This is a genomic window from Mesorhizobium sp. M0139 (assembly GCF_040322455.1).
Classification (GTDB): Bacteria; Pseudomonadota; Alphaproteobacteria; order Rhizobiales; family Rhizobiaceae; genus Mesorhizobium.
This window is the reverse complement of the sequence record NZ_JAMYTN010000002.1, coordinates 309,361-333,009: the sequence shown is the minus strand read 5'-3', so window position 1 is coordinate 333,009 and position 23,649 is coordinate 309,361. Positions and strand designations below refer to the sequence as shown.

The following is a 23,649-nucleotide window of genomic DNA, read 5'->3' as shown; positions in this document are numbered from 1 at the left end:
CAATCTCGATCTCATTCAGCCGCCTCGCCAATCATGTCCACGACGGCATGGATCAGCGCCTCGTCCTGAAAACTACTCTTGGTCAGATAATAGTCCGCACCTGCGTCGAGCCCGCGCGCGCGATCTTCTTCCCGATCCTTGTATGAAACGATCATAATGGGTGTGTTCTTGAGATCAGCATCCTTTCTGATCAAACTCACCAGCTCGATGCCATCCATGCGAGGCATGTCGATGTCGGTGACGACGAGATCGAAAGGACCAGACCGGACGGCATTCCACCCGTCCATGCCGTCTACCGCCACTTCGACCTCATAACCGTAATTGCCGAGCATCTTGCGCTGGAGTTCGCGAACCGTCAGTGAATCGTCAATCACGAGCACGCGCTTGCGCCTGCTCGCTTCGGGACCGCCCGCGGCGCGCCGAAGAGCTCGAAATCCGCTGGACGATGCAAGCTTTTCCACCGATCGGATCAGATCGTCGACGTCGAAGATCAGAACAGGCGAACCGTCTTCCATCAGGGCCGCTGCGCTGATGTCCTTGATCTTGGCAAACCGTGGATCGAGAGGTCTGATCACTAACTCGCGTTCCCCGAGAAAACGGTCAACGATCAGGCCGTACGCATCGCCCCGACCCGCATCCACGACGACGACCGATAGTTCGTTCGGTTCCGATCCGGGCTCACCTCGATCGAGCACCTCGCGAGCGGTGACCAGCCCGATCTGTCGATCGTTCAATCGAAAATGCGGCCGGCCCTGCAGGACGTTGATCTCCGTCCGTTGCAGTTTCAAAGTCTTGGAAATGGCAGCGAGTGGAAAAGCATAGGGCTCTCCATCGACATCGACGAGCAGCGTGCGGAGGACCGACAGTGTCAGCGGCAATTGCAGTTGAAATCGGGTTCCGTGGCCAAATTCTGAGGAGACGCTTGCGACTCCCCGGACTTCCTTCGTCATGGCTTGCACTGCATCGAGCCCCACACCGCGACCTGAGACGTCGGTAAGGCCCGCTTTCATGGAAAAGCCTGGCAGAAACAGAAACGCGAGCAATTCGCTTTCGCTGAGTGTTTCAGCACTTTCCCTGGTTGCAAGTTGCCGGGCGACGACGGCCTCGCGCAGCTTCGAGAGCTCTATCCCCCTGCCGTCGTCCACCACGGCTATCTGCAGCAGCCCGGCATTGTGCCTCGCTTCGAGCCTGATGAGCCCCTCTTCGGGTTTGCCCATCGCGAGGCGCTCCTCAGGCGGTTCAAGCCCATGGTCTACAGCGTTGCGCAGAAGGTGCCCCAAAGGGGCATCGAGCTGCTCGAGGATATCGCGGTCGATGCCGGTCGAGCCGCCTACGATCTCCAGTCGCACCCGCTTGCCAAGGGTACGACCGAGGTCGCGGATCATTCTCGCATAGTGTCGCACGCCGTCCTCAAAAGGCCGCATCCGGCTCGCCAACGTTTCGTCGTACAATCTGTTGGCAAGATCGGTCGCTTTCCGATCCACTGAATCCAACTCATCGAAACGCTCCGCCAGGAACGCTTGGCTCAACCGAAGCTTTCGCTGCGCTTCAGCCAGCGCCTCCACCACCGCCGCATCGTTTGAAACCGGCGGCAGCACTGCATGGAGATTGTCGAACGCACTTGCGAGGTCCGATTGAAGTCGCTTCAGCCGTAGCAGCCCGTCAGCGAATGGCCTGAGCCGCCGAGCTTCCATCAGCGACTCGCCAGCCAGCCCGAGCAATCGGTTCAGGCTGTCTGCCGTCACCCGAACCATTCTATCAGAGCCGATGCTGCCGTGGGCTTGCGGTACCGCCGCAACGAGGAGGTTCGCGGAAGAGCTCGTCGTCAGTTGCTCCTGGGCATGATCTGGAGTTGCGAAATCAGCTGCAGAATCTTGGGGCCCGGGCTTTGCCTGGGGGAGGGACAACCCCTCGAACTTCGCGAGAAAGGTTTCGACTTCTGAGTTGGCGCTCTCGCTCGATGATCCCGATGCGATCAATTTCAAAAGGTCAGAACCTTGCAGAAGCGCATCTATATGCTCCCGTCGCACCCTCAGATGCCCGCGTTGCGCTGCGACCAGGCAGTCTTCCATCGCATTTGCAACTTTGACTGCGGGCATCAGGTCGATGATGCGGGCAGCTCCTTTCAGAGAATGCGCGGCACGCATGCATGCTTCCAGGGCGTCGGCGGCGATAGGATCGCGTTCGAGTGCCAGAAGTCCAGAGGTTAGAGCCCGTGACTGCGTCTCCAGTTCGGCCTGGAAGAGGCTGAGCATCGAAACCTGGCTGAAGTCTTCATCTGTCATGCGATGCTCCGATCCAGCATCGTGAGCAGTTGTCGTGGATCGAGACAGCCAACGGCTCGTCCTTGCCATGGCAGCACGGCAACCGTAGCGGCCGACAGTGCCTTGCCAATCATGGCCGGAACAGCGAGAGTGTCGCGTTCCTGGTACCGATGTAAGCCGTGGATCTCATCAACCATAAAAGCAACCCGCTTGTCGCGCTCGCCTACCACGACAAGGCGGCGAAATACCTTGGTTCGTGTGCCTTGTTCCCCTTCCTTGCGCTCGTCTATCCCGAGCAATTCGGCCAGGGACAGGCAAATGAGCAATTCACCACGGACATTCGCAATGCCGAGCAGTGCACTGTTCCTGCGATGTGGAAGTGAATGAACGCGACGAGATTCAGCCACTTCATGAAAAATACCGACCGGAAGTGCCAGCCATTCCTCCCCCAAACGGAAGAGAACGGCCGTCTGCAGCGCGTCGCTGTCTGCCGAATCGATCCCTGCACGACCAGCGTTGTCAGGCCATTCGTCGCGAGATGCCGAGGGAGCTGCACGGTCGAGGAGGCGTCGTGCGATCTTCTTGTAGGTCGGGCAATTGCGGCAGTGGAGATGCTGCTCTAGTAGCGGACATGACTTGTCACCCCGTACGCCTATTTGCCGCCAGCAGTCGTTGATTTCGATCTCCTCCACCGGCTGAGCGATCCTTGTCGAAGCCGCCATCAACTGCCGCTCCTTTTCTGGACCCGACCCAGCCGGCCGGCCAGCGCCTCGGCGCCGTTATGGTCGCCTTGCTTGCTAAGCAGCAAGGCCAGATGGACAAGAGCTTCTCGATGATTTGGCGCGAGATAGAGCGCCTTGCGATAACTTTGCGCGGCTTCGGGTGCAGAACCATCCGCATCCTGGACGAGGCCCAGCAGGTAGAAGATTTCTGCGGAAGGACCGAACTCCCTGAGATGCGCCAGGGCGACCTCCTGTGCCTCCTTTACGCGTCCTGCATTGGCGATCCGTTCAACCGCGATGAGGCTTTCCGAGGCGTGTGCAAGCGGCTTGGCCGGAGCCTGCCCGCGGCCTTCATTGCCAATTGTCGGTCGGAACGGACGAAGAGGCTCGCTCTTGTTGACCTTAGGGCTTGGCGTCCGCACCGGGACGGCGGCCGAAACCTTTGGCGCCGTGGTCTTGACGGGCTCCGATTTCAGAAAGGCGAAGGCCAATGGCCATTCAGCGGAAAGAAAGCCATGCACCCTTGGAAGAGCTGCTTCCGCCGGACCGACCAGAAGAAGTCCGTCTTTGGCCAGCAAGTCCTTCAGGCAGATCAATGCGCGATCCTGCAGCTCTCGATTGAAATAGATCAGCAAATTGCGGCAAAGCAGGATGTCATAGACCTCTTGCCCGAAAGGCGCGTGAGAACCGAACAGGTTTCCTACCATGAACCGAACCTGTTTCAGCACCCCAGCAACAGGCCGCAACCCGCCCTCGGCCGCTTCGAAATAGCGATCCTTGAATTCTAAATGGCTGCCGCGAAACGAATTGCGGCCATAGATGGCGTGTTCAGCCGTCGCGATATTGCGGCTGCTGACGTCCACGCCATCGATCTTGAACTCATGCGCCTCAAAGCCGGCATCGAACATGGCCATGGCGACCGAGTAAGCCTCTTCGCCGGTTGAACATGGCAGGCTCAGGATTCTTAGCGGCTGAGCAGGCTTGTGCGCGCTCGCATGCCGCGCCAGCATCGTGAACGCTTCTCGGTCACGAAAGAACCAGGTCTCTGGGATCACCACCGCATTGATCAGCTCCTGCAGCTCCTGCGAGGAACCGGCCAAGTGTTGCCTATAGGCCTGAGGGTTGGTTATCCGGCATGCTTCCATCCGTTCTCTGACCGCCTGACGAACCACTGTCGGACCAACGCTGGCACTGTCCAGTCCAATGGTTTCCGTCAGGAGCTTTTCTATTGCTCCGGTCATTGATCACCTATTGCCGCCTGGCGGAGCAAAGCGGTACGAATCTCTTCCGAAAGCAGCGCTTCCACTTTGACCCACTGAATGACCTCCAAACCATCGGAAGCCACCGGCCCAAGATAGGGCGGGGTTCCTGGTTCCAGTCCGAACGGCGCGAAATCGGCCGGGTCTCGCTCGATCGTATCCGTCACCCGTTCCGCGATCAGCCCCAGCAGGCGTCGCTCGCCATCATCCGCCGGATAGCGCGTCACAACGATCCGGGTGCTCAACAGGCGCTCCGATGGTCGGCCAAGCGCAAGAAGGGTGACATCGATCAGGGGGATGGGTATTCCGTTATAGCTGACCAAACCCACCACACCAGTTGGCGCACCCGGAAGAACTTTCACGTCGATATAGGGCAGCACCTCTTCAATTTTGTGGACATCGATCAAGTAGCGATCCGGACCCATGCTGAAGGCGAGGAATAGCATTGTCACCTCCTACTGCCGGCTCGCTATGCTCGTAGCTTGAACCTCGATATGCTACTTCGCATGCCGCCTGAGACTTGATTGAGCTCCTCGATCGCGAGCGTCGATTGCTGAAGGGACTCGACTGTTTGCTGAGCTGCCTCGCTTAGCTGGGTTAGCGTGTCGCTGATCTGCCCCGCGCCGGTCGCCTGTGCTTGCATGCCTTCATTGGCGACTTCGAAACGTGGCACCAGCCCCTGAACCTGCTGAATGATCTCGAAGAGTTGCCCGCCGACCTGCTGGATGTCCTGCATACCCCGACGGACCTGCTCGGAAAACTTGTCCATGCCCATCACCCCGGCCGCGACTGCCGACTGGATGTCCTTGACCATTTGCTCGATATCGTAGGTGGAGACAGCTGTCTGGTCCGCGAGCCTTCGGATTTCCGTCGCCACCACTGCAAAACCCCGGCCATATTGGCCTGCCTTCTCCGCCTCGATGGAAGCGTTGAGCGACAACAGGTTCGTCTGATCGGCCACTTTGGTGATGGTCGTCACCACCTGATTGATGCTGCCGGCTTTCTCGCTCAGGATCGCCAGTTTGGAATTGATCGCGCCAGCCGCTTCCATGACCTGCTGCATGGTTTCTTCCATACGGGTCAGCCCCGCTTGCCCCCCGCCAGCCACGGCAGCGGTTTGTTCGGCAACTGTGGAGACCTCGTTCATCGTGCGGACCAGTTCGTTTGATGTGGCGGAGATTTCCTTGGCTGTCGCTCGGATTTCTGTTGTGGTCGCTGCGATTTCAGTCGCAGTTGCCTGCTGTTGCTTGGAGGTGGCGGCGATCTCAGTTATCGACGTGCCGACCTGTATGCTGGACCTTTGAACCTGACCAATGAGGGTTGTGAGATCGTCCGCCATTGCGTTGAAGCCGTCGGCAAGCACGCTGAATTCGTCTCGGCGCCTCAGATCGAGCCGTTCGCTGAAGTCGCCTTGCCGCATCAATTGAACCGCGTCGACCAAACGGGTGAGCGGACCTGTAATGGCGCGAAACAGCTGGTAACCCAAAAGAAGGGCTAGCCCGAGGGCTATCAACAAGCCAACGCTCAAACCGACTTCGGCCGTTCTGACGATCGAGCTGATCCGCTGCGTCGCGCTGTTTGCCTCGCCTCTGTGATCCTCAACCATGGCCTGCAGAGCGGACTGCAATTTTACAAAGATCGGCTCTACTTCGTTCTTGATAGCTGGGCTTTCATTGGGAGTTTCACCTTTCGACAAGGCAGCCCGGCTTGTTTCCAGCACAGCAGTTTCAGCCAGACGGAATTGGTTGGCGAGTTGTTTGACGGCTGCATAATTCTGCTTGTCGATATCGGAGACGATCGTTGCCTCATAGTCGTCCATCGACCGCTGCACCTGGTTGCGATTGGTCGTGATCGCGTTTTCAACCGTGCTTCTGTCTGACGGGTTGTCCTGAAGGGCATATTCCTGAAGCAGACTATGGGCCGCCATCTGGCCCGTCATGATCTCGGTACTGTGATAAAGGTCCGGAAGGATGCCCTTCTCGACCTCAGTCGCCTCCTCCCCCGCCTGAAGAAACCAGGCGTACGCGATGAGGGCTATCACGGACATGACCACCAGAACGGCTGCGAAACTGACGAGGATGCGGTGGCGTATTGTCAGACTCTTCATGGAACCGGTTCACCAATGGGGGGCATCGTGGGCTGCGCGACAAGCGCTCGTTCCGACATAGTCGAAAAGGTGCGTCGAAAAGCGGTAGTCTGATGCTGAATGGTTTCTTTTCCGTTCCATAGCTAATGATGGCGAGGCGGCTCGCCAATCGGCGCCGCCAGAAGCGGTGGTCAAAGGACGACTGCCGTCCACGCACATCAGCCCGACATCGGCTGGATGGCACGCCGCGTCAGGAGGAGCGTGGATGAGCTGCTTGAGGCCACGAATTGAATGACTGCTTAGGCCAGGTCGAGGCAAGAAAGCCGACGTCCTGCTTGCTGCCCCTAAGCTGCCAGGCGGGAACGCGCCTCATATCAGCCGTCCAGCATGATCGTCGCTACTGAAAGCGGAATCGCCGAAACCAGATGTCGCAAACTGGCCAGCGCGTAGATTGGCGTCGAGTGCGGGTTCGGCATTTGCAGGTGACGATAACTAAATGGCAAGCGCCCCCGCCTGAGGCCCTCAGGACTAAAAGATCTTGAGAAAACCAGTTTCAAATGCGCATCCTCAAGCGGCGGCCGCCCACCGCACGAGGATGGGCACAACGTGACGAGCGCTCTGGAGCCTAGAGAGAACTGACCCGACACCACCTTCCTTTGCGGCATTGCGGCGGCGCAAAAAGATTACGAGATGGAGCAGGCGTATTGCCAAATGGGTCCACCAGCGAGAGTTCGCGTTTTCCGCCTCGGCTGTGAACCCCACTTCCATTCGCGGGTCTTGCTCAGGTCGAGGTCTACTTTGCCATCGAGGGCTCATGTTGCAGCTCATAAGCAGGCGGTTGGGTAGGTCTCGGCCAGCACACGGTCCGGTGGCACTCACTGCGGTCCACACCGCAGTTGAAACTGACCACCCGACCCAGGGTTCGAAGACGGTCCCCGATCGGAACACCGAGCAGAGTGTGCTCGCGCTCCTCAAGTCACCGATATCCTTGGTGAAGACGTTGAAGGCGTGTGCAAAGGACGCCTCGGCGGAGTGATTAAACGGCTCGGCTACCGGATGCTTAGACATCGTTGACAAGGGTGCTATGGGATCATAACGTACCTGATTGGTATAACAGGTATGCCACATGATCGGAGTTCTGATCAAGCAGCGGAAGCTTTCGGACGAGGTGGCAGCGCACCTCGAACGGATGATCCGAGAGGGAGAGTTGGCCGAAGCCGACCGTCTCCCATCTGAACGGGAACTCATGCGGCAGTTCGGGGTAGGGCGGCCTTCCATCCGTGAGGCGCTGCTGCATCTGAGCAAAATGGGCCTTGTCGAGGTAAAATCGGGGGAGCGTGCCCGCGTCACTCGACCCACTCCTCAATTCGTGATTGACGCCCTTTCAGGGCCGGCTCGGCACATGATTTCGGCGCCGGGAGGGGTTCACGACTTCCAGAGCGCGCGCTTGTTTTTCGAGGTCGGTCTTGCCCGCAACGCCGCTGTGCATGCTACCCCGGAAGACATTGACAGCCTCAAGGAGGCGCTCGAACTCAACCGGCAGTCGATCGGCGATCTGGCGCGCTTCGAGCGCACGGACGTAGACTTCCATTACGTGCTGGCGGTAATCACCCGCAATCGGATCTTTACAGCTATTCACGCGGCCTTGGCTGAATGGTTGCTCGAACAGCGTCGCACCACATTGGCCAAGGGTGAAGACCGCAAGGCCTACCAGGCTCATCGCGAAATCTTCGAGGCCGTCGCCGCGCGCGATCCAGACGCGTCAGAGACGGCCATGCGCAGCCATCTCGAATATGTGGCCAAGCGGTATCTGCAACTTGCGAGGCCCAAGTGATGACCGGATTTGTCGTCTGGGTCGATTTCCGCCTGAGGCCTGGTGCCCGGGACAGATTCCGAGAACTTGTCGACGCCAATGCGACCGCCTCGATGCGCACCGAGGCCGGCTGTCGCCGCTTTGACGTGACGGAGGCGCGCGGCGAACTGGATCGGGTCCTGCTCTATGAGATTTACGATAGCGAGGCCGCATTCGAGGACCACTGCCGCACCGCTCATTTCGACGAATTCAATACGCAGAGCGCGCCGCTCGTCGTGACCAAGTTGGTGACGACCTGCGACCTCGTTCTTGAAGCCACGCATTGAAGCGAACAAAGGCGGATTGGCCCATTGGGGCGAACGGGAGGAAGTGCATGTCGGAGCCAAGTCTCAGGGCGTTAGCTTCTCACAGGCGGGTCAAGCTCGGTACGCTCGTCGCCGAGTTCGCCACGCCGGGAATCGGTCACATCCTGAAGTCCGCTGGCTGCGATTTCGTCTTTTTCGACATGGAGCATTCGGGATTTAGCTTGGAAACGCTGAAGAGTGCGATCCGTTATTTCGAGGCGGCCGATCTGCCGGTCATGGTGCGTGTGCCGTCGCAGGACTACCATTTCCTCGCCCGCGCCATGGACATGGGCGCCGAAGGCCTGATCGCGCCGATGGTGAGCAGCGTCGAACAGGCGCAGCACATCATCAACTCCATGAAATACCACCCTGCCGGCGCCCGCGGCGTGGCGCTGCAGATCGCTCATGACCGTTACCGTCCGGGCGCGGTCGCTGACAAATTCGAGGCCGCCAACAAGCGCTCGACGTTCATCTGCCTGATCGAGACCGCCGACGGCGTCAAGAACATTGACGGCATCGCGGGACTGGACGGGGTCGATTGTCTGTGGGTCGGACATTTCGATCTGTCCGTCTCGCTCGGCATTCCTGGCGGCTTCGCCCACCCCACTTTCACTGCTGCAATGGCCAAAATCGTTGCCGCCGCCAAGAAGCACAACAAATCGCTTGGACGCTTGGTGCCCAACGTCGCCCAGGGACACGAGTTCTACGCACAGGGCTTCGATTTCATTTGTTATTCAGGCGACGTTTGGGTCCTGCACGACGCGATCGCCGACGCGGTTTCCAAGATCCGGGCCGGGTGCCAATAGGAGCGGAGGAGACGATGGACAGCGTGAAATTCAGGGTGGCGCTTTCCGGTGATTTCCGCAGGCCGGACGGCTCGCCGACCTACCCAGATTTCGATCTGGAGCCGCTGCGCAATGCGACAGGTGTCGAGATGGTGTTCCTGGAGTCAAACAGTCCGCTTCGCGCCGACCAACTTGAGGATTTCGATGCGCTGATCCTCCTCGCCCATCGTTTCGATGCCACGAGTGTCCCCAGGAGCGGCCGCCTGGCCGTCGTTGCCCGCTTCGGGGTCGGCTACGACACTGTCGACGTTGAGGCATGCACCGCAGCCGGTATTGCCTTGGTCATCACGCCCGATGGCGTGCGACGGCCCGTCGCCGTATCCGTCGTCACCTTCATGCTGGCGCTGACCGGCAAGCTGCTGACAAAGGACGCGCTCACCCGCAAAGGGTCTGTTGGTTTTGAGAAGCGCTCCGAACATATGGGGGTCGGCCTCGTCGGGCGTACGCTTGGGTCGCTGGGCATCGGCAACATCGGTGCCGAGGTCTTCCGCTTGGCGAAGCCCTTTGACATGCAATTCATCGCCCATGACCCGTTTGCCGACAAGGGGGTCGCTGCCGACATGGGCGTCGAGCTGGTAGGGCTGGAGGATCTGTTTCGCCGCGCCGACGTGCTGTCGGTGAGTTGCCCCCTGTCGCCCCAGACCCACCACATCGTCAATGCCGAGCGGATCGCCCTGATGAAGCCGACAGCTTACCTGATCAACACCGCGCGCGGCCCGATCGTCGACCAGAAAGCGCTGACGCAAGCACTGCAGGAGCGCCGCATCGCCGGCGCCGGTCTAGACGTGCTGGAACAAGAGCCTCCCGACGCAGACGATGCGATCCTCAAACTCGACAATGTCATCCTGGCGCCGCACGCGCTTTGCTGGACGGACCAGTGCTTTGCCGGCAACGGTGCCGCGGACGTCAAAGCGGTAATGGAGGTGCAGCGCGGTCGCGAGCCGCGCGGCGTGGTCAATCGCGAGGTGCTTTCGAGCGAGCTGTGGAAGACCAGGCTGTCTGGGCTCGCCGCCCGCTTTGGAACCTAGGAGGACACTGATTTTCGGCGCGCCGCCGCGGCCTGTTTGCGGCGACCTTACGGGAGGAAATGCTTGACCGCTGCGCCGGCGGACGAGTGAAGCAAAAGGAAAATGGGAGGACCAAGCACTATGAACGATCGTGAAAAACGTGACTTTCAGGCAGGTCTCGAAGCAGAGGTCGACGCCTTCATGCGCGGCGAAACCACCCGCCGAACTTTCATCACCCGCTTCGGTCAGATGACCGGCATGTTGGCCGTGTCCGGCCCGCTGCTGGGGATGATGACCGATTGGGCGCTGGCGCAGCAAACATTGGAATTGGCGGACGGCACGTCGCCGCTCGGCCAGGCGCAGGCCGCAGCCCTGAAAGCATCGAAGGAAGGGCCTGCGGACGGTTCCGCCTTTCGCGCGGCGGAGGCGGCCAAGGCGCATTCGGGCGTCACCCTCAACATGACCTACGAGGCTGGCCTGCAGGCACTCGACCCGCGCAATTTCAGCGGGCCGATGTGGGAGCAGCTTACCGGGATGAAGTCGAATGTCGTCGAGCTGTCGAACCCGGACCAGTACTCCAAGGCGGTCGCCGAGCACATCGCCGGCTCGGGTGCCTATGACGTCCTCGACATCTCGCCGGCCTGGACGCCGTCGCTTGCCGATGGCGGCGTCATCGCCCCGCTAGACGACTACATCGCCAAATACATGAACCCGGCAGACCTCGAGGACTATCATCCCCTGTACAAGGCGCTGCCGACCTACAAGGGCAAGATCTGGGGATTCTTCGACGACGGCGACATGTTCGCTCTCTACTACCGCAAGGACATTTTCGAGGATCCGAAAATGATGGAGGCTTACCAGGCGAAGTTCAACGCCAAGCTTGGACCGCCCAAGACATGGGAAGAATATGCCCAGATCGCCCAGTTCATCACCGACCAGATGGCGCCAAAGGTCTATGGCGCGGGACATTTCCGCAAGGCGGGCAGCCCCGGCAATCAGTTCGACTTTCTGCAGCAGTACCGGGCCAACGGCGGAAAACTCTTCGGCGACGACATGAAGGCAGGTTTGGTTTCGGATGCCGGCGTCAAGACGCTGACAAACATGCTCGCCGCAAACAAGGCCTCGATCCCCGGCAACAACGAGCTCGACGCCGTCTCCTTGTGGGCGGCTTTCCTGACCGGCAAAGTCGCGATGATCTATTCCTGGCCTCCTAGCGGCCGTATGGCGGCGAACTATTCGCAGTCGGCCACGGCAATCAACTTCATTCCGCAGTCCCAAATCGCCGGCAAGGTCGGCTATGCCGTGGTTCCGGGAAATCCGGAACATGCCACCGGCTACAACAAGGCACTGTCGGCCGACTCGCCCAACCCTGAGGCGGCGTATCTGTTCATGCAGTGGGTATGCTCGCCACCCGTCTCGCTGGCACGTTGCATGCTGCCCTACGCGCTACGCGACCCGTACCGCATCTCGCACTTCAAGTCCGAGCTCTACGGCGCGCTCTTCCCGAGTGCCAAGGAGTACCTTGCCAACCTCAACAACTCGGCAAACGTCGGTCTGCTCGACCCGATCATGCCAGGCGCGCAGGACTACTTCTTGAGCATCGATCGCATGTGCACGGCGGTGTGGGCTGGTGCGGATCCGAAGGCGTCGCTTGAAACGGCGGCCGCCGAGTGGAACGAGACGACCGACCGACTGGGTGTGGATTCGCAGAAGGGCTTCTACACCGAGTTCTTGAAACTGCCTGGCGCCACCGCCGACAACACGGTGGAAAAACTTGGCATGGCGGTCACCCTCTGAAGGGAGGCGGACTCTCTGGAGCAATTGGTGTTGCGGGCGCTTGGCTCGCAACACCTCCCCGCTAAGCGGCGATTGGATACGCCTATGCAGCCCACAGCCACGATCCGCCATTTGAAGGCCGCCGGCGCACCGCCCCGGCTGTCTGCCTTTGCCCAATGGGCTGACCGTCATTTCAAGTGGCTGCTGGTCGCCCCCGCTGTGCTGCTGATATTGGCACTGTCGATCTATCCGCTTCTGTTCTCGCTGGTGGTATCCTTCATCAACTACGACTTCCAGGTGCCGGGCCACGCCTTTGTCGGATTGAAGAACTTCGAGCGGGTCGTGTTCGATCCCGTAGCACGTTGGTCCCTGTTGCTGACAGCATCGCTGTCGGGCATCAGCGTCGCTATAGAATTCGTTCTCGGCCTCTTGGTGGCGCTGACAATGGTGCGCAGCTTTCCGGGCCGCGGTGTGATCATGTCGATCCTGATCGTGCCGCTGTTCATCAGCCCGGTCATCGTCGGCCAAGCCTGGACGCTGCTTTTACAGCGGCCTTTCGGACCGACGAACTATATCCTGACGCAACTATTGGGGCAGGAGGTTACGATCGGCTGGATGACGGAGCGCCCGTGGCTCTACGTCTCGCTGATCATCGCCGATGTCTGGCAGTGGACGCCGTTCATGTTCGTCATCCTGCTCGCCGGGCTGACCGCAATCCCACCCAATCTCTATGAGGCGGCAGAACTCGACGGCGTCAACGCCTGGCAGGTTTTTTGGGCGATCACGCTCCCGCATCTCGGGCCGATGATGCTGCTGGCGCTGACCTTCCGTCTGCTCGACGCAATCCGTATGTTCGATACCATTTTCATCATGACAGGGGGTGGCCCGGGAACACAAACCTACACGGCCTCCTATTATCTTTATACCATCGGCTTCACACAGTTTCATCTGTCGCAGGCAACAGCAGGAAGTTGGCTGTTCCTGATCTTTACGGCGCTCATCGTGACGTTGCTGGTGCGTCGGCTCTTGAAGGTAGAACCGGTCTGATGGCCGCCGTCGCGCCCGCCCGCCGCAGGAAACGCCGGTCGTTGCCGATCGGCCGAATTCTGCTGCTGGGGTTCTTCCTGGTGTTCGTGCTGTGGCCGCTCTACTGGATGTTCAACACCTCCATCAAGCCCAGCGACGACTACCTCACCGTACCGCCTGTCTGGTTCCCCGCCGCTCCGACGCTTGTCCACTACAAAGCTGCGCTGTTCGCCTATCGTGGTCTCGACGGGCTCATCAACAGCCTGATTATTTCGCTTTCGGCCACGGTGCTTTCGGCGCTGCTCGGCACGCTGATGGCCTATAGCCTGGCGCGCTACGACACCGGCGGCAAGCATCTGTCTTTCTGGGTGCTGTCGCAGCGCTTTTTGCCGCCGATCGGGATCGTGCTGCCGGTGTTCCTGATCTATCGCCAGGTCGGGCTCTACGACACTCATGTCGGCCTGATCATCGCCTATACGGTCTTCACGCTGCCGGTCTCGGTGTGGATGATGTTCGCCTATTTCCGCGGCATGCCGAAGTCGATGGAGGAGGCGGCCCTCGTCGATGGCTGCACGAGATGGGAGGCGTTCTGGCGCGTTGCCGTGCCGCTCGCAGCACCGGGCATCGTCGCGGCGGCTGTCTTCGCCTTCATTGCATGCTGGACGGAGTTCTTCTTCGCTCTGATCTTGACCAGCCGAACTGCCTTTACACTGCCAACGGTCTTCCGCGCCTTCATCGGCTTCCAGGGCGCGCAATATGGCGAAGCCGCGGCCCTTGCCATCGTCTCCCTTGTGCCATCGATCGCCCTCGGGGTCCTTGCTCAACGTCATCTGGTGCGCGGGCTGACGCTCGGCGCCGTTCGCGGTTAGGAAAGCTCCCGCATGGCCGAAGTCAAAATTACCGGCTTGCACAAGCGCTACGGCGCGTTCCATGCCGTGCGCGGCATTGACCTCCACATCCGCGACGGCGAGTTCACCGTCCTGGTTGGACCGTCCGGCTGCGGCAAGTCCACGCTGCTCCGGACCATCGCCGGCCTGGAGGAGATATCGGAAGGCACGATCGAGATCGGCGGCGAGGTGGTCAATGATTTCCGGCCGCGCGATCGCGACGTGGCAATGGTGTTTCAAGATTATGCGCTCTATCCGCATATGAGCGTGGCCAAGAACATTGGCTTCGGCCTCAAGGCTCGCAAGATGCCGAAGCCAGAGGTCGAGGTGCGCGTGGCCGAGGCGGCACGCATGCTTGGCATCACTCCCTTGCTGGGGCGTTTTCCGCGCCAATTATCCGGTGGCCAGCGCCAGCGCGTCGCCATCGGCCGCGCCATAGTCCGCAACCCCCGCATCTTTCTGTTCGACGAGCCGCTGTCCAACCTCGACGCACAGCTTCGCGACGAAATGCGCGGCGAAATCAAACGCCTTCACCAGGACATTGCGACAACGATGATCTACGTCACCCATGACCAGATCGAAGCGATGACGTTGGCTGACCGTATCGTGCTGATGCGCGACGGGTCGATAGAGCAGCAGGGCGCGCCACTCGAGTTGTTCGAGCACCCGGCCTCAACGTTCGTCGCTGGGTTCCTGGGTTCGCCGCGGATGAGCTTCCTGCCAGGCACCCTTGCCTTGGACGCAGGCGCCGCTGCCATCCGGCTCGCAGATGCACTGCTACCCTTAGCGCCCGGCAGGGGGCTGAAGGGCGTCGCGGACGGACAGCAGGTGCTGCTCGGGTTAAGGCCAGAACACCTCACTCGTGCGCACACTGCAACGCCGGAGCAGGGCACGTTTCGCTATGAGGCAACGATCGACCTGCTGCAGCCGACCGGCTCGCGCAGTTACGCGACATTCCGACTGGCCGGCGCGCCGGTGATGGCTGAGCTGCAGGCGCACGATGTCAGCCGTCCGGGCGAGAAGCTTGCGATCGACATCAACATGAACCGGGCTTCGATCTTCGACGCCACGACGGAGCGGGCAATTTGACCTCGACAGCTTCCCTGGCAGTCCGCTTGTGTGGCACCGAACAGCTCGAGGCACCGCTGCGCACGCTGCGCGCCGGATCCTTGTCGGTCGCGTTCGACAATGGCGCCTTGCGTTACATCCGCATCGGGACGATCGAGGTCTTGCGCGGAATCTCGTTTCTTGTACGGGACGAAAACTGGGGAACATGTACCCCCGTTCTCGATGATCTGCGGATCGACGAGAGGCCGGATGCGTTCGCCATTGAATACCGTGCAACATGTGCCGCAACATCCGGCCGCCTGGTTTACCGGGCGCGCGTCTCAGGCCGTGGCGATGGTGCGCTGTCGTTTGTGGCGGAGGCAGAGCCCGAGACTGACGTTTTGACGAATCGGACCGGCTTCGTCGTCCTTCATCCGATCGAGGGCTTAGCCGGCAAGCCGATAAAGGTGCTGCATGAGGATGGTCACGACGAGCTATCGTTCTTTCCGGACCACATCGATCCAAAATGTCCGTTCACCGACATCCGGGCGTTGTCGCACGAGATCGCGCCTGGGATCTGGGCGACATGCGCCATGGAGGGTGATGCCTATGAGATGGAGGACCAACGCAATTGGTCTGACGCCTCGTATAAAACATATGTCCGCCCTCTGCGTCGCCCGTGGCCTTACAGACTGCCCAAGGGCCAGAAATTCACGCAGGCCGTCCGGCTTCACGTGTCAGGAACGCTCCCTACCGGGACGTCTGAAAATCGCAATCCACTCATCAACCTGACCATCGGCGGACCGGTCGGCCGAGTGCCCCGCACTGGCGTCGGCGTCGCCGCCGACGAGGCAAAGCACGCGCTCGAAACCCCCGAGCTCCTACGACGAATGGCTCCCCAGTGGATGGTCTGCCAGGTCGATCTCCGGATCGCACACGGCCAGGACGAACTAGAAAGCTACGCCGCGCTCGCACGGCTGACCGGCGCTGGAGTGGTCCTCGAGATTATCACCAAGGGCACGCGCGATCCATTCGGCGAATTGGCGCCGGTCGCGGATGCTGTCCACTCACTCGGCCTCAAACTAGAAGCTGTCTCCGTCTTTCCGGCGCAGGACATGACATCCGTACAGCCGGGAGCACCGTGGCCGACTATGCCCAGCTTCCACGAAAGCTACTCCGCCGCTCGCCGGGCTTTCCCGGGCATCGCGCTGGGCGGCGGCATGGCCGCTTACTTCACCGAACTCAACCGCAAGCGTCCGCCAGCCGAAGCGCTCGACTACGTGACCTTCACCACCTGTCCAAGCGTGCACGCCGTAGATGATGTCTCGGTGATGGAGACACTTCAGGCAATCCCCCATCTAATCCGTTCCGCGCATGCTTTCATGGGGGAACGCTTGCCACTGCGTATCGGTCCCATCCAGCTCGGCTGCCGTGAGAACCCATACGGAAAATCCACTGCGCCGAATGAAGCGAACGCTCGCGTCTGTCTATCGCGCATTGATCCTCGTCAGCGCGGGCTGTTCAATGCGGCTTGGACTGTCGGATATTTCGCGGCCTGCGCTCGCGAAGGAATCGAGGCCGTCGCGTTCGGTGACTTCGCCGGCCCCTTTGGCCAAATCCATAGGAAGGCTGATTTCGTGCAGCCATGGTATGATCAGCAGGATGGCCCAACGGTCTATCCCGCTTTCCATGTCTTGGCTGGTCTCTCAAAGCTCGGCGGAGCCACCTTGCTGTCGGTAGGAACTGCCGGCGCTGACGGCGTCGCCACGATCGCGGCTGAAAAAGATCGCCGCGTGACCCTGTGGGTCGCTAACCTTACCGCCAAGACGCAATCTGTGCGGCTTTCGGATTCGCCGAGCAGCGCCCGCATTGCTCTTCTCGGCGCCGAGCAGTTCGAGCGGGCGGCAACCGATCCCGACTTCATGGAAAGTTCCGCAAGACCGCTGGATGATCAAAGCATCTCGCTTGGCGCCTACGCCGTCGCGCGAGTCGACCTCGATCGATCGTCTTAGGCCTAGTGATGTTCGCTGTTTGGCCAAACCCCCGTCAAAGATGAGGGTGGTAGTTCCATACTCTAAGGCAGCGCGTGGAATCCATCTCGCTTATACGTTGTACTATCGCGACGGCGACCAGGCTCGCTAGGTTCCGCCTGCCGAGACGCCAAGTTTTGAGGACGCTCGCGCCGAAGCGATCCGTTGCGGAATCGGCCTGTTGGCTGATCTGGGCGATGACGATATGACCGGATGGTTAGTGCGCATGCGCGATCAGGCAGGCAACGAGCTTTGCACGATCAACGTCTGCGAGGCCGAAGCCGCACCGCAAACGGAAACAAGCCGGTTAGGCAGCACCGCTCATGTCTGTGTCGATACGCCAGCCCTTATTCAATTAGATCGTCGCCAGTCGGAACTTTTGTGATGTTGAGCCCTTGTCCATTGAACAGTGGAGGTACCAATGGCTAACCTGGGAAAATTGGCGATCGCGATGCTCGGCGTCTTGGCATACCAAAATCGCGACAAGATCGGCGACATGATCCGTGGAGCGGGTGATCGCAACCCAAATGATCCGCAAGGCGGGATTCTGGATCAGCTTTCAAAAGGCGTTTCGGGGACCGCGCTTGGCGATATTCTCGACCGGTTCAGAGGGGCAGGCGCCGGATCGAAGGTCGATTCGTGGGTAGGCACCGGGCCGAACGAGCCGATCCAGCCAAGCGAGGTGGAAGCAGCCATAGACGAAGACACCCTGACTTCCCTCTCGATGCAGACCGGCCTTTCGCGCGAGGAGCTCATAAGCCGGATCACGCGAGATTTGCCTGAGGCCGTCAGCAAAATGACGCCTACTGGTGAATTGCCCGTTGAGGCGCCGAAAAGCTCCGGTGAGACGACCTTGCTCGACGACGTGCCATCGCACAGGACGCAAGCGAATTCAGGCGGTCAAAGCGATATCTAAGGTGACGGCTATCCATCAGGGAGAGATACTAAATCGTACTGGCGCGCGAGTTGGCATGATCGGGCAGGGCGGTCACGGTGGTGATACAGCAAACGTACTTGCCGAGTTGGATCTATTGGCCGCGCTACTCGATTCCCGCTGGCGCATTCCAGGCACATCAATTCGTTTTGGACTGGATGCGCTCGTAGGTCTGGTCCCCGTACTCGGAGATGCGGCGACGGGCATTGTCTCGGCCTACATCGTCTTGCGAGCTCGAAACGTCGGTGCCGGAAATGGGTTGGTCGCCCGCATGCTAGGCAACGTGCTGCTGGATACGCTCGTAGGAAGTGTCCCAATTCTCGGCTCGATCTTCGACGTCTATTTTAAGGCGAACAATCGCAACATCACTCTGCTGCGCCGCCACATCAACAAGTGAGGCGGATAACCAATCGTCGCGATGCAATTCTTCTAAAAGGCTCGGAACCGACAGGGGCGCTGGGGCTTGAGTCGCGATTCCTGGAGTCGCGAGCATATGACCAGTGCCATTGACCGGCTTTCGTTCATCGAGTTCCAATCGCCCACACTGGTCGAGAAAGCTCCCGAAGGCGGAGATTGGCTTCACGAGATCAAATATGACGGCTACAGGACGCAGCTGGTCGTTGAAGGCGGAAAGGCGCGAGCATTCACGCGTCGCGGCTACGATTGGTCCCACCGTTACAAGAGGATTGTTCAGGCCGCGGCAAGCTTGCCGGTCAAATCCGCTATCATCGATGGTGAAGCTGTCGTCCTGGGCGACACCGGCCTGCCGGACTATCAAGCCCTGGAACGTGAGCTGGGCAACCCAAGTTCGCTGCGGATGACTCTCTACGCATTCGACCTCCTGTACCTCGATGGCCGTGATCTACGGGAACAACCGTTAGTGAAGCGCAAGGCTGCGCTGAAGAAGCTGCTGACCGAAACCGAGCCAACCCTGACTTATGCCGAGCATCTGGAGGTGAACGGCAAGGATATGTTCGACCATGCCTGCCGGATGGGCATAGAGGGAATCGTATCGAAGCGAGCGGATGCTCACTACCGCTCGGGCGTCCAGACCAGTTGGGTCAAGGTCAAATGTGTCAAGAGCGACACTTTTCCAATCGTGGCTTTCGTCGAGAAACTTGGCGCGCAGCCGCGCCGCATCGCATCGTTGTACATCGGCAGGCGAGAGGGCGACCGGCTGCTTTATGCCGGGAAGGCCCAGACCGGCTATACGCTGGACGCAGCCCGGCGCGTTAGGGAGCGGCTTAATCCGCTTGTTGTCGCCAAGTCACCGCTGTCGGAGCCGATCAAGAAGCCCAAGGCGACATGGGTCAAACCAGACGTTCTTGCCGAGGTACAATTCAGTGGCGTGTCTGACCGCGGCATCTTGCGGGAGGCGGTCTTCAAGGGACTACGCGAGGATCTTAAGGCAATCCCGCCCAAGCCTCCATCGCCCTCCAAGCGGAGGTCGGAAGGACAACACGGCGTCCCGCGCGAGAACATTCTCCAGCTGCTACCCGATGCGGTTGCACCTTCCAAGGAAGAGCTGGCAGACTATTGGCGGCGGGTCGCTGATCAAGTTCTAGTTCATCTCGTTCGGCGACCGCTGAAGCTGGTCCGCCACGCCTCTGGCGCAACCTTCTATCACAAGGGACCGCTACCTCGGATACCGGTGTCCGTGCACCAGCTCCGCGTTCAAAAGCGCGAAGGCGGCGAAGGCATTCGGGTATGGATAGATGACATGGATGGTCTGCTTGGCTTGGTCGAGATGGATGCCGTTGAGCTTCATCCTTGGAACGCGACGATTGAAGACATCGAACATGCGGACCGGCTCGTCCTCGACCTCGATCCCGGAGAAGGCGTGCCATGGGACGCTGTGATCGAGGCCACGCTGGCGCTACGGGGCATCTTGGAAGCGGCAGGCTTGGAGAGCTGGCCAAAGGTCACTGGCGGCAAAGGCATCCACTTGATGGCCCCGCTCGTTGCGACGATGAACCATGACAGCGCCCGGAAACTGGCCAAGTCGCTCGCCCACCGTCTGGTTGATACCGATCCTGACCGATACCTGTTGTCAGCTGACCCCGCAGCCCGAGGAGGCCGGATCTTTCTCGACTATCTCCGCAACGGACGGGGCAATACCGCAATAGGCGCTTTTTCCCCGCGAGCGCGGCCCGGCTTCCCAATTGCCCACCCGGTCACATGGAAGCAAGTCGAGGCGGGCATCCGGCCAGACGTTTTCACGCTCGCGCAGCCTTTCAGACCCGCTCGTCGAAAAGCCGCGTGATGCGTCGCGACCATCAGCCGATATCAGCCCGTTTTCTTGCCTCGCGTTCGAGCCTCTTCCGGTCGTTGCCGTGTTCTCTGATTAGCTCGCGGACCTGTTCTGGCGTGATACGATGCTGTTTGGCGAAATAGCGAACCTCATAATCTTCATCGACTGATACACGATTGCGATCTCGAAAATCACGCTTGCTCTTATCGTCTGCCATTATCTTTCCTCCTGATCAGAGAAACAACGACCGACGTTGTATGTTCCCGGCGCCTCACTTCGGCCGCCAGATGCGCGGGCTGTCTGACCGTACTGGGGCCGCAGGCATTGCGAAGGTGATCTGGCGAAAGTTGGTTGGCCAAAGGCGAGGGTGATTTCGTTTGCTGTTCGGGATAGCTGACCGTCGATCGAGCCTGCCTGCGGGCCTCTTGGTTTTTACGACGCCAGTCGGAACCCCGACGGGTCGCAGATGATTCAGATGCGCATCCGGGCTATCAACGAGATCGTGATCAAAATGGCGGGGGGTGACCACGAAGGCGACAAAGCTGAGCTCCGGGAGCCCAAAGTTTCGTCTAGGACGCATGACCCGGGTCACAGCGCCGCGGCACGAGTTCGACTTCATCACCAAGGTCGGCCGCATAGACCACGCCGGAGCTCTCGCAATGTTGCAGAGGCATATGGGAGATATAGAGGCGGTCTTTTTCGGAACTGATGTTTTGGCTAAAGCGCTAGACCAGCCTGCCGAGTGACGCTCAGTTAATCCCTATCGCGGCGCCCAGCCTGCCTTTCCGTTGCCGCTCAGTAAGCCGGCACAAGGCGCGTGTTTCGCAACGGCAAGGCCATGGTGAACTGCAAGCCGTCACGATGGTAGTTCAATTCGATCTTTGCGTTGCATTGCACGGTCACGACTTTTTCCAGAAGTGTCGTGCCAAACCCCCGGCGACTGGGCTGCTCGACTTTCGGCCCATCTCGTTCCCGCCAGTCAAGATTGACGATCTGTGTATCGCCGGACCCGCCTAACGACCAGCGGACATCAAGGCGGCCTCCCGTTTGCGAAAGCGCGCCAAACTTCGACGAATTGGAGGCCAGTTCGTGGAAAGCCATCCCGACGGGGACCGCAATGTCGGCGACTAGCGCTACGTTCGGGCCTTCCATAACGATACGCGGCCTGTCGCGCGTCTCATAGTGGTCAAGCTCGCTTTCGAGCAGCTTGTGCAGGGAGGCAGTCTGCCAATAATCGTCGGTAAGCATCGAATGGGTCTGGGCCAGGGAAACGAGCCTGGCTGAAAAATCGCGTACGAAATCATCGACGTTGCCGCTCGACTTGGCCGTCGCGCCCATCATGGCGCGAACGTTGGCCAGCGTGTTCTTGACGCGGTGATGCAGCTCGCGGATGAGCAATTTCTGCCGATCGGCGACCTCCCGCTTCTGTTCGATGTAGGACTGGACCTCACGCTGGCGGGCGCGGGCACGCAAGGCGGAGCGCACCGAGTTGGCGAGGCTCGAAGCCAGAAATGGCCGTTCAAGCACGATCAGATAGCGGTCCAGAAATGCCATCCGCGTGTCGACTTCGTTCCCCCGCATCGTCAGAAGCACGATCGGAAAATCCGACCATGCGGGTTGGGCTTCAAGCCAGGCCGCAAACTGCGTTCGATCGGAACTGAGCAGGGCCTCCTCGGCCACGACAAGGCACTGAGCCTCGTCGAGAAGCGGCACTGCCTCTTCCAAGCTGCCGCACACACGCGAGGCAATCTGGTTTGTAGCCAGGATGGAGGCCGCGATCCTCGCGTCACGGCCAAGCGGCGCCAGCACGAGAACGGCGGGGCTGGACGACATCACAGCGCCTTGTCCCTCAGAAGGTCTGTCTGCTTGCCTTCAAATTCCGGAGATCCCATCAGGATGCCGCGGAATTGTTCCAGTGGCTCACCTACGGCCACGCCGTTACCGCCGATTTTAAACTCACGAATCGTCTCTTCATGGGGGCCGACACGTTTCTTGACAACCGAAATCGCGCGTCTCAACTGACCTGCGTTCTCGAAGAAGCGTAGAAGCATGATGGAATCGCAGAGATAGGTCATATCGACCGGCGCTGCCGTTTGCCCAAACAGCCCGTGATTGGCCAACAGCAGGATCGTCGCCACTGCCTTCTGATTGAGATAGGTGAGGATCTCGTGCATCTGAAGCACCAGATGCTGTTCTTCGGACATGGCATTGAGATAGCCGGTTAGGCTGTCGATCACGACGATCCGCACATTGGATTCTTCGACGGCCGCTTGGATGCGCGAAGATAATTCGCCTGGTGAAAGCTCAGCCGGATTGACACATTCAAGCATCAGCGTGCCGTCCTCGGCAAACGGCTCCAGGTGCATGCCGAGCCCGGCGGCGCGCGCCAAGAAGATGCGCTTTGTCTCGTCAAACAAAAGCACCAGCACACGCTCGCCACGCTCGAGTGCGGCATAGCAATAGGTGCAGGCAATGGTAGACTTGCCAACGCCAGACGGCCCCATCAGCATCGTGCTGGTACCACGGGCCAGCCCGCCGCCAAGCAGGGTGTCGATCCGGTTGTTGCTCATGGCCGGCGTATCATGCTCGGCCACCTCATGCTCGGCTGCAACGAGCCGCGGATAGGCGACAACGCCGCCTGGGCGAATTACGAAATCGTGAAAGCCGCCCCGGATCTGCACGCCGCGCATTTTGATCACGCGTAGCCGCCGACGCTCTCCACCATAGACGGGCGACAGCTGCTCCATCCGAATGACGCCGTGACTGATCGAATGCAAATTGAGGTCATCCTGCTCAGCCGTCAGGTCGTCGAGCATAAGCACCGTCACATTGTTGAGCATGAAGAAGCTCTTCAATGCCAACACCTGGCGCCGATACCGCAATGACCCTTGCGATAAAAGTCGAATTTCAGAGAGCGAATCGAACACCACGCGATCGGGTCTGACGCGTCCGATCTCGGCCATGGCAGACTGCACGGTTTCGCCGAGTTCCAATTCCGAGGAATGGATCAAGGTCTGTAGCTGCGCCGGATCGAAACTGAGCTCCGGCGGCACAAGTTCAAGAATTTGCACCGCCTTCAGGTCCCAGCCGTGACGGCCAGCAACCGAGAGCAGTTCGCGCTTGCTTTCTGACAAAGTGATGTAAAGGCATGTCTCGCCTTTCTTGGCGCCCTCGATCAAAAACTGGAGGCCAAGAGTGGTTTTTCCAGAACCTGGTTTCCCTTCGATAAGATGGGAGCGGTTCCTGGCGTAGCCGCCACGAAGAATGTAGTCGAGCCCGCTAACTCCAGTTGCGATCGCTGAGGCGTCGTCTCTGTCCAACTAATCCCCCAATGTAATTTCGAGAACCAGATAACGAC

The 23,649-nt window shown here is 59.9% G+C and carries 21 protein-coding genes and 1 pseudogene; 13 read left to right on the top strand and 9 right to left on the bottom strand.

Annotation, left to right across the window (positions count from 1 at the left end; all coding sequences use genetic code 11):
* Positions 1 to 11 precede the first annotated feature (11 nt).
* The 6 genes from NKJ58_RS04160 to NKJ58_RS04135 all read right to left on the bottom strand — a co-directional run bounded on the left by NKJ58_RS04160 (position 12) and on the right by NKJ58_RS04135 (position 6,888).
* The gene (locus NKJ58_RS04160) at positions 12 to 2,285 is read right to left on the bottom strand and encodes a hybrid sensor histidine kinase/response regulator (RefSeq protein WP_352560718.1); all 2,274 of its coding nucleotides are present in this window, start codon (positions 2,283 to 2,285) and stop codon (positions 12 to 14) included.
* The gene (locus NKJ58_RS04155) at positions 2,282 to 2,986 is read right to left on the bottom strand and encodes a chemotaxis protein CheW (RefSeq protein WP_023819373.1); all 705 of its coding nucleotides are present in this window, start codon (positions 2,984 to 2,986) and stop codon (positions 2,282 to 2,284) included. Before NKJ58_RS04155 ends, NKJ58_RS04160 begins: the two co-directional genes overlap by 4 nt.
* The gene (locus NKJ58_RS04150) at positions 2,986 to 4,227 is read right to left on the bottom strand and encodes a CheR family methyltransferase (RefSeq protein ID WP_023829458.1); all 1,242 of its coding nucleotides are present in this window, start codon (positions 4,225 to 4,227) and stop codon (positions 2,986 to 2,988) included. Before NKJ58_RS04150 ends, NKJ58_RS04155 begins: the two co-directional genes overlap by 1 nt.
* Positions 4,224 to 4,691, bottom strand: a complete 468-nt coding sequence (locus NKJ58_RS04145; RefSeq protein ID WP_023829459.1) for a chemotaxis protein CheW — start codon at positions 4,689 to 4,691, stop codon at positions 4,224 to 4,226. Before NKJ58_RS04145 ends, NKJ58_RS04150 begins: the two co-directional genes overlap by 4 nt.
* A 23-nt stretch (positions 4,692 to 4,714) precedes the next feature.
* On the bottom strand, positions 4,715 to 6,352 hold the full coding sequence (locus NKJ58_RS04140) for a methyl-accepting chemotaxis protein (RefSeq protein WP_023682282.1): 1,638 nt from the start codon (positions 6,350 to 6,352) through the stop codon (positions 4,715 to 4,717).
* Positions 6,353 to 6,705: 353 nt separating this feature from the next.
* Positions 6,706 to 6,888 (bottom strand): hypothetical protein, encoded by a 183-nt coding sequence (locus NKJ58_RS04135; protein WP_155923174.1) that lies wholly within the window; start codon positions 6,886 to 6,888, stop codon positions 6,706 to 6,708.
* Positions 6,889 to 7,457: 569 nt separating this feature from the next.
* On the opposite strand from NKJ58_RS04135, the gene nanR reads away from it, so the two are divergent.
* The 13 genes and pseudogenes from nanR to ligD all read left to right on the top strand — a co-directional run bounded on the left by nanR (position 7,458) and on the right by ligD (position 20,303).
* The gene (nanR, locus tag NKJ58_RS04130; protein ID WP_023682279.1) at positions 7,458 to 8,165 is read left to right on the top strand and encodes a transcriptional regulator NanR; all 708 of its coding nucleotides are present in this window, start codon (positions 7,458 to 7,460) and stop codon (positions 8,163 to 8,165) included.
* The gene (locus tag NKJ58_RS04125; RefSeq protein ID WP_023669450.1) at positions 8,165 to 8,470 is read left to right on the top strand and encodes a putative quinol monooxygenase; all 306 of its coding nucleotides are present in this window, start codon (positions 8,165 to 8,167) and stop codon (positions 8,468 to 8,470) included. The genes nanR and NKJ58_RS04125 overlap by 1 nt, the downstream gene beginning before the upstream one ends.
* The gene (locus NKJ58_RS04120) at positions 8,467 to 9,294 is read left to right on the top strand and encodes an HpcH/HpaI aldolase family protein (RefSeq protein WP_245263055.1); all 828 of its coding nucleotides are present in this window, start codon (positions 8,467 to 8,469) and stop codon (positions 9,292 to 9,294) included. Before NKJ58_RS04125 ends, NKJ58_RS04120 begins: the two co-directional genes overlap by 4 nt.
* A gap of 14 nt (positions 9,295 to 9,308) precedes the next feature.
* The gene (locus NKJ58_RS04115; RefSeq protein WP_023819375.1) at positions 9,309 to 10,361 is read left to right on the top strand and encodes an NAD(P)-dependent oxidoreductase; all 1,053 of its coding nucleotides are present in this window, start codon (positions 9,309 to 9,311) and stop codon (positions 10,359 to 10,361) included.
* Between the two features lie 120 nt (positions 10,362 to 10,481).
* The gene (locus NKJ58_RS04110; RefSeq protein WP_023682276.1) at positions 10,482 to 12,137 is read left to right on the top strand and encodes an extracellular solute-binding protein; all 1,656 of its coding nucleotides are present in this window, start codon (positions 10,482 to 10,484) and stop codon (positions 12,135 to 12,137) included.
* Positions 12,138 to 12,164: 27 nt separating this feature from the next.
* A complete protein-coding gene (locus tag NKJ58_RS04105; RefSeq protein WP_245260451.1) occupies positions 12,165 to 13,163 on the top strand; it encodes a carbohydrate ABC transporter permease in 999 nt (332 codons plus the stop codon).
* Complete coding sequence (locus tag NKJ58_RS04100) at positions 13,163 to 14,011, top strand: carbohydrate ABC transporter permease (protein ID WP_023827582.1); 849 nt, start codon at positions 13,163 to 13,165, stop codon at positions 14,009 to 14,011. The genes NKJ58_RS04105 and NKJ58_RS04100 overlap by 1 nt, the downstream gene beginning before the upstream one ends.
* A 12-nt stretch (positions 14,012 to 14,023) precedes the next feature.
* Positions 14,024 to 15,118 (top strand): ABC transporter ATP-binding protein, encoded by a 1,095-nt coding sequence (locus NKJ58_RS04095; RefSeq protein WP_023682273.1) that lies wholly within the window; start codon positions 14,024 to 14,026, stop codon positions 15,116 to 15,118.
* Positions 15,115 to 17,088, top strand: a complete 1,974-nt coding sequence (locus NKJ58_RS04090) for a D-apionate lactonase family protein (RefSeq protein WP_023682272.1) — start codon at positions 15,115 to 15,117, stop codon at positions 17,086 to 17,088. The genes NKJ58_RS04095 and NKJ58_RS04090 overlap by 4 nt, the downstream gene beginning before the upstream one ends.
* A 154-nt stretch (positions 17,089 to 17,242) precedes the next feature.
* Positions 17,243 to 17,491: pseudogene (locus tag NKJ58_RS04085) on the top strand (hypothetical protein); the annotation flags it as partial.
* A gap of 36 nt (positions 17,492 to 17,527) precedes the next feature.
* A complete protein-coding gene (locus tag NKJ58_RS04080) occupies positions 17,528 to 18,022 on the top strand; it encodes a YidB family protein (RefSeq protein ID WP_023682271.1) in 495 nt (164 codons plus the stop codon).
* 55 nt (positions 18,023 to 18,077) lie between these two features.
* Positions 18,078 to 18,437 (top strand): DUF4112 domain-containing protein, encoded by a 360-nt coding sequence (locus NKJ58_RS04075; protein WP_032911339.1) that lies wholly within the window; start codon positions 18,078 to 18,080, stop codon positions 18,435 to 18,437.
* Between the two features lie 96 nt (positions 18,438 to 18,533).
* Complete coding sequence (gene ligD, locus NKJ58_RS04070) at positions 18,534 to 20,303, top strand: DNA ligase D (RefSeq protein ID WP_352852791.1); 1,770 nt, start codon at positions 18,534 to 18,536, stop codon at positions 20,301 to 20,303.
* A 13-nt stretch (positions 20,304 to 20,316) separates the two neighbouring features.
* Here ligD and NKJ58_RS04065 read toward each other — a convergent pair whose 3' ends face one another.
* The 3 genes from NKJ58_RS04065 to NKJ58_RS04055 form a co-directional block, all read right to left on the bottom strand.
* On the bottom strand, positions 20,317 to 20,508 hold the full coding sequence (locus NKJ58_RS04065; RefSeq protein ID WP_023715431.1) for a DUF3606 domain-containing protein: 192 nt from the start codon (positions 20,506 to 20,508) through the stop codon (positions 20,317 to 20,319).
* A 578-nt stretch (positions 20,509 to 21,086) separates the two neighbouring features.
* Positions 21,087 to 22,124 carry a sensor histidine kinase gene (locus NKJ58_RS04060; RefSeq protein WP_023746308.1) on the bottom strand — a complete coding sequence of 346 codons (1,038 nt, stop codon included), beginning with the start codon at positions 22,122 to 22,124 and terminating at the stop codon, positions 21,087 to 21,089.
* On the bottom strand, positions 22,124 to 23,611 hold the full coding sequence (locus NKJ58_RS04055; RefSeq protein WP_023682267.1) for an ATPase domain-containing protein: 1,488 nt from the start codon (positions 23,609 to 23,611) through the stop codon (positions 22,124 to 22,126). The genes NKJ58_RS04060 and NKJ58_RS04055 overlap by 1 nt, the downstream gene beginning before the upstream one ends.
* Positions 23,612 to 23,649: the final 38 nt, after the last annotated feature.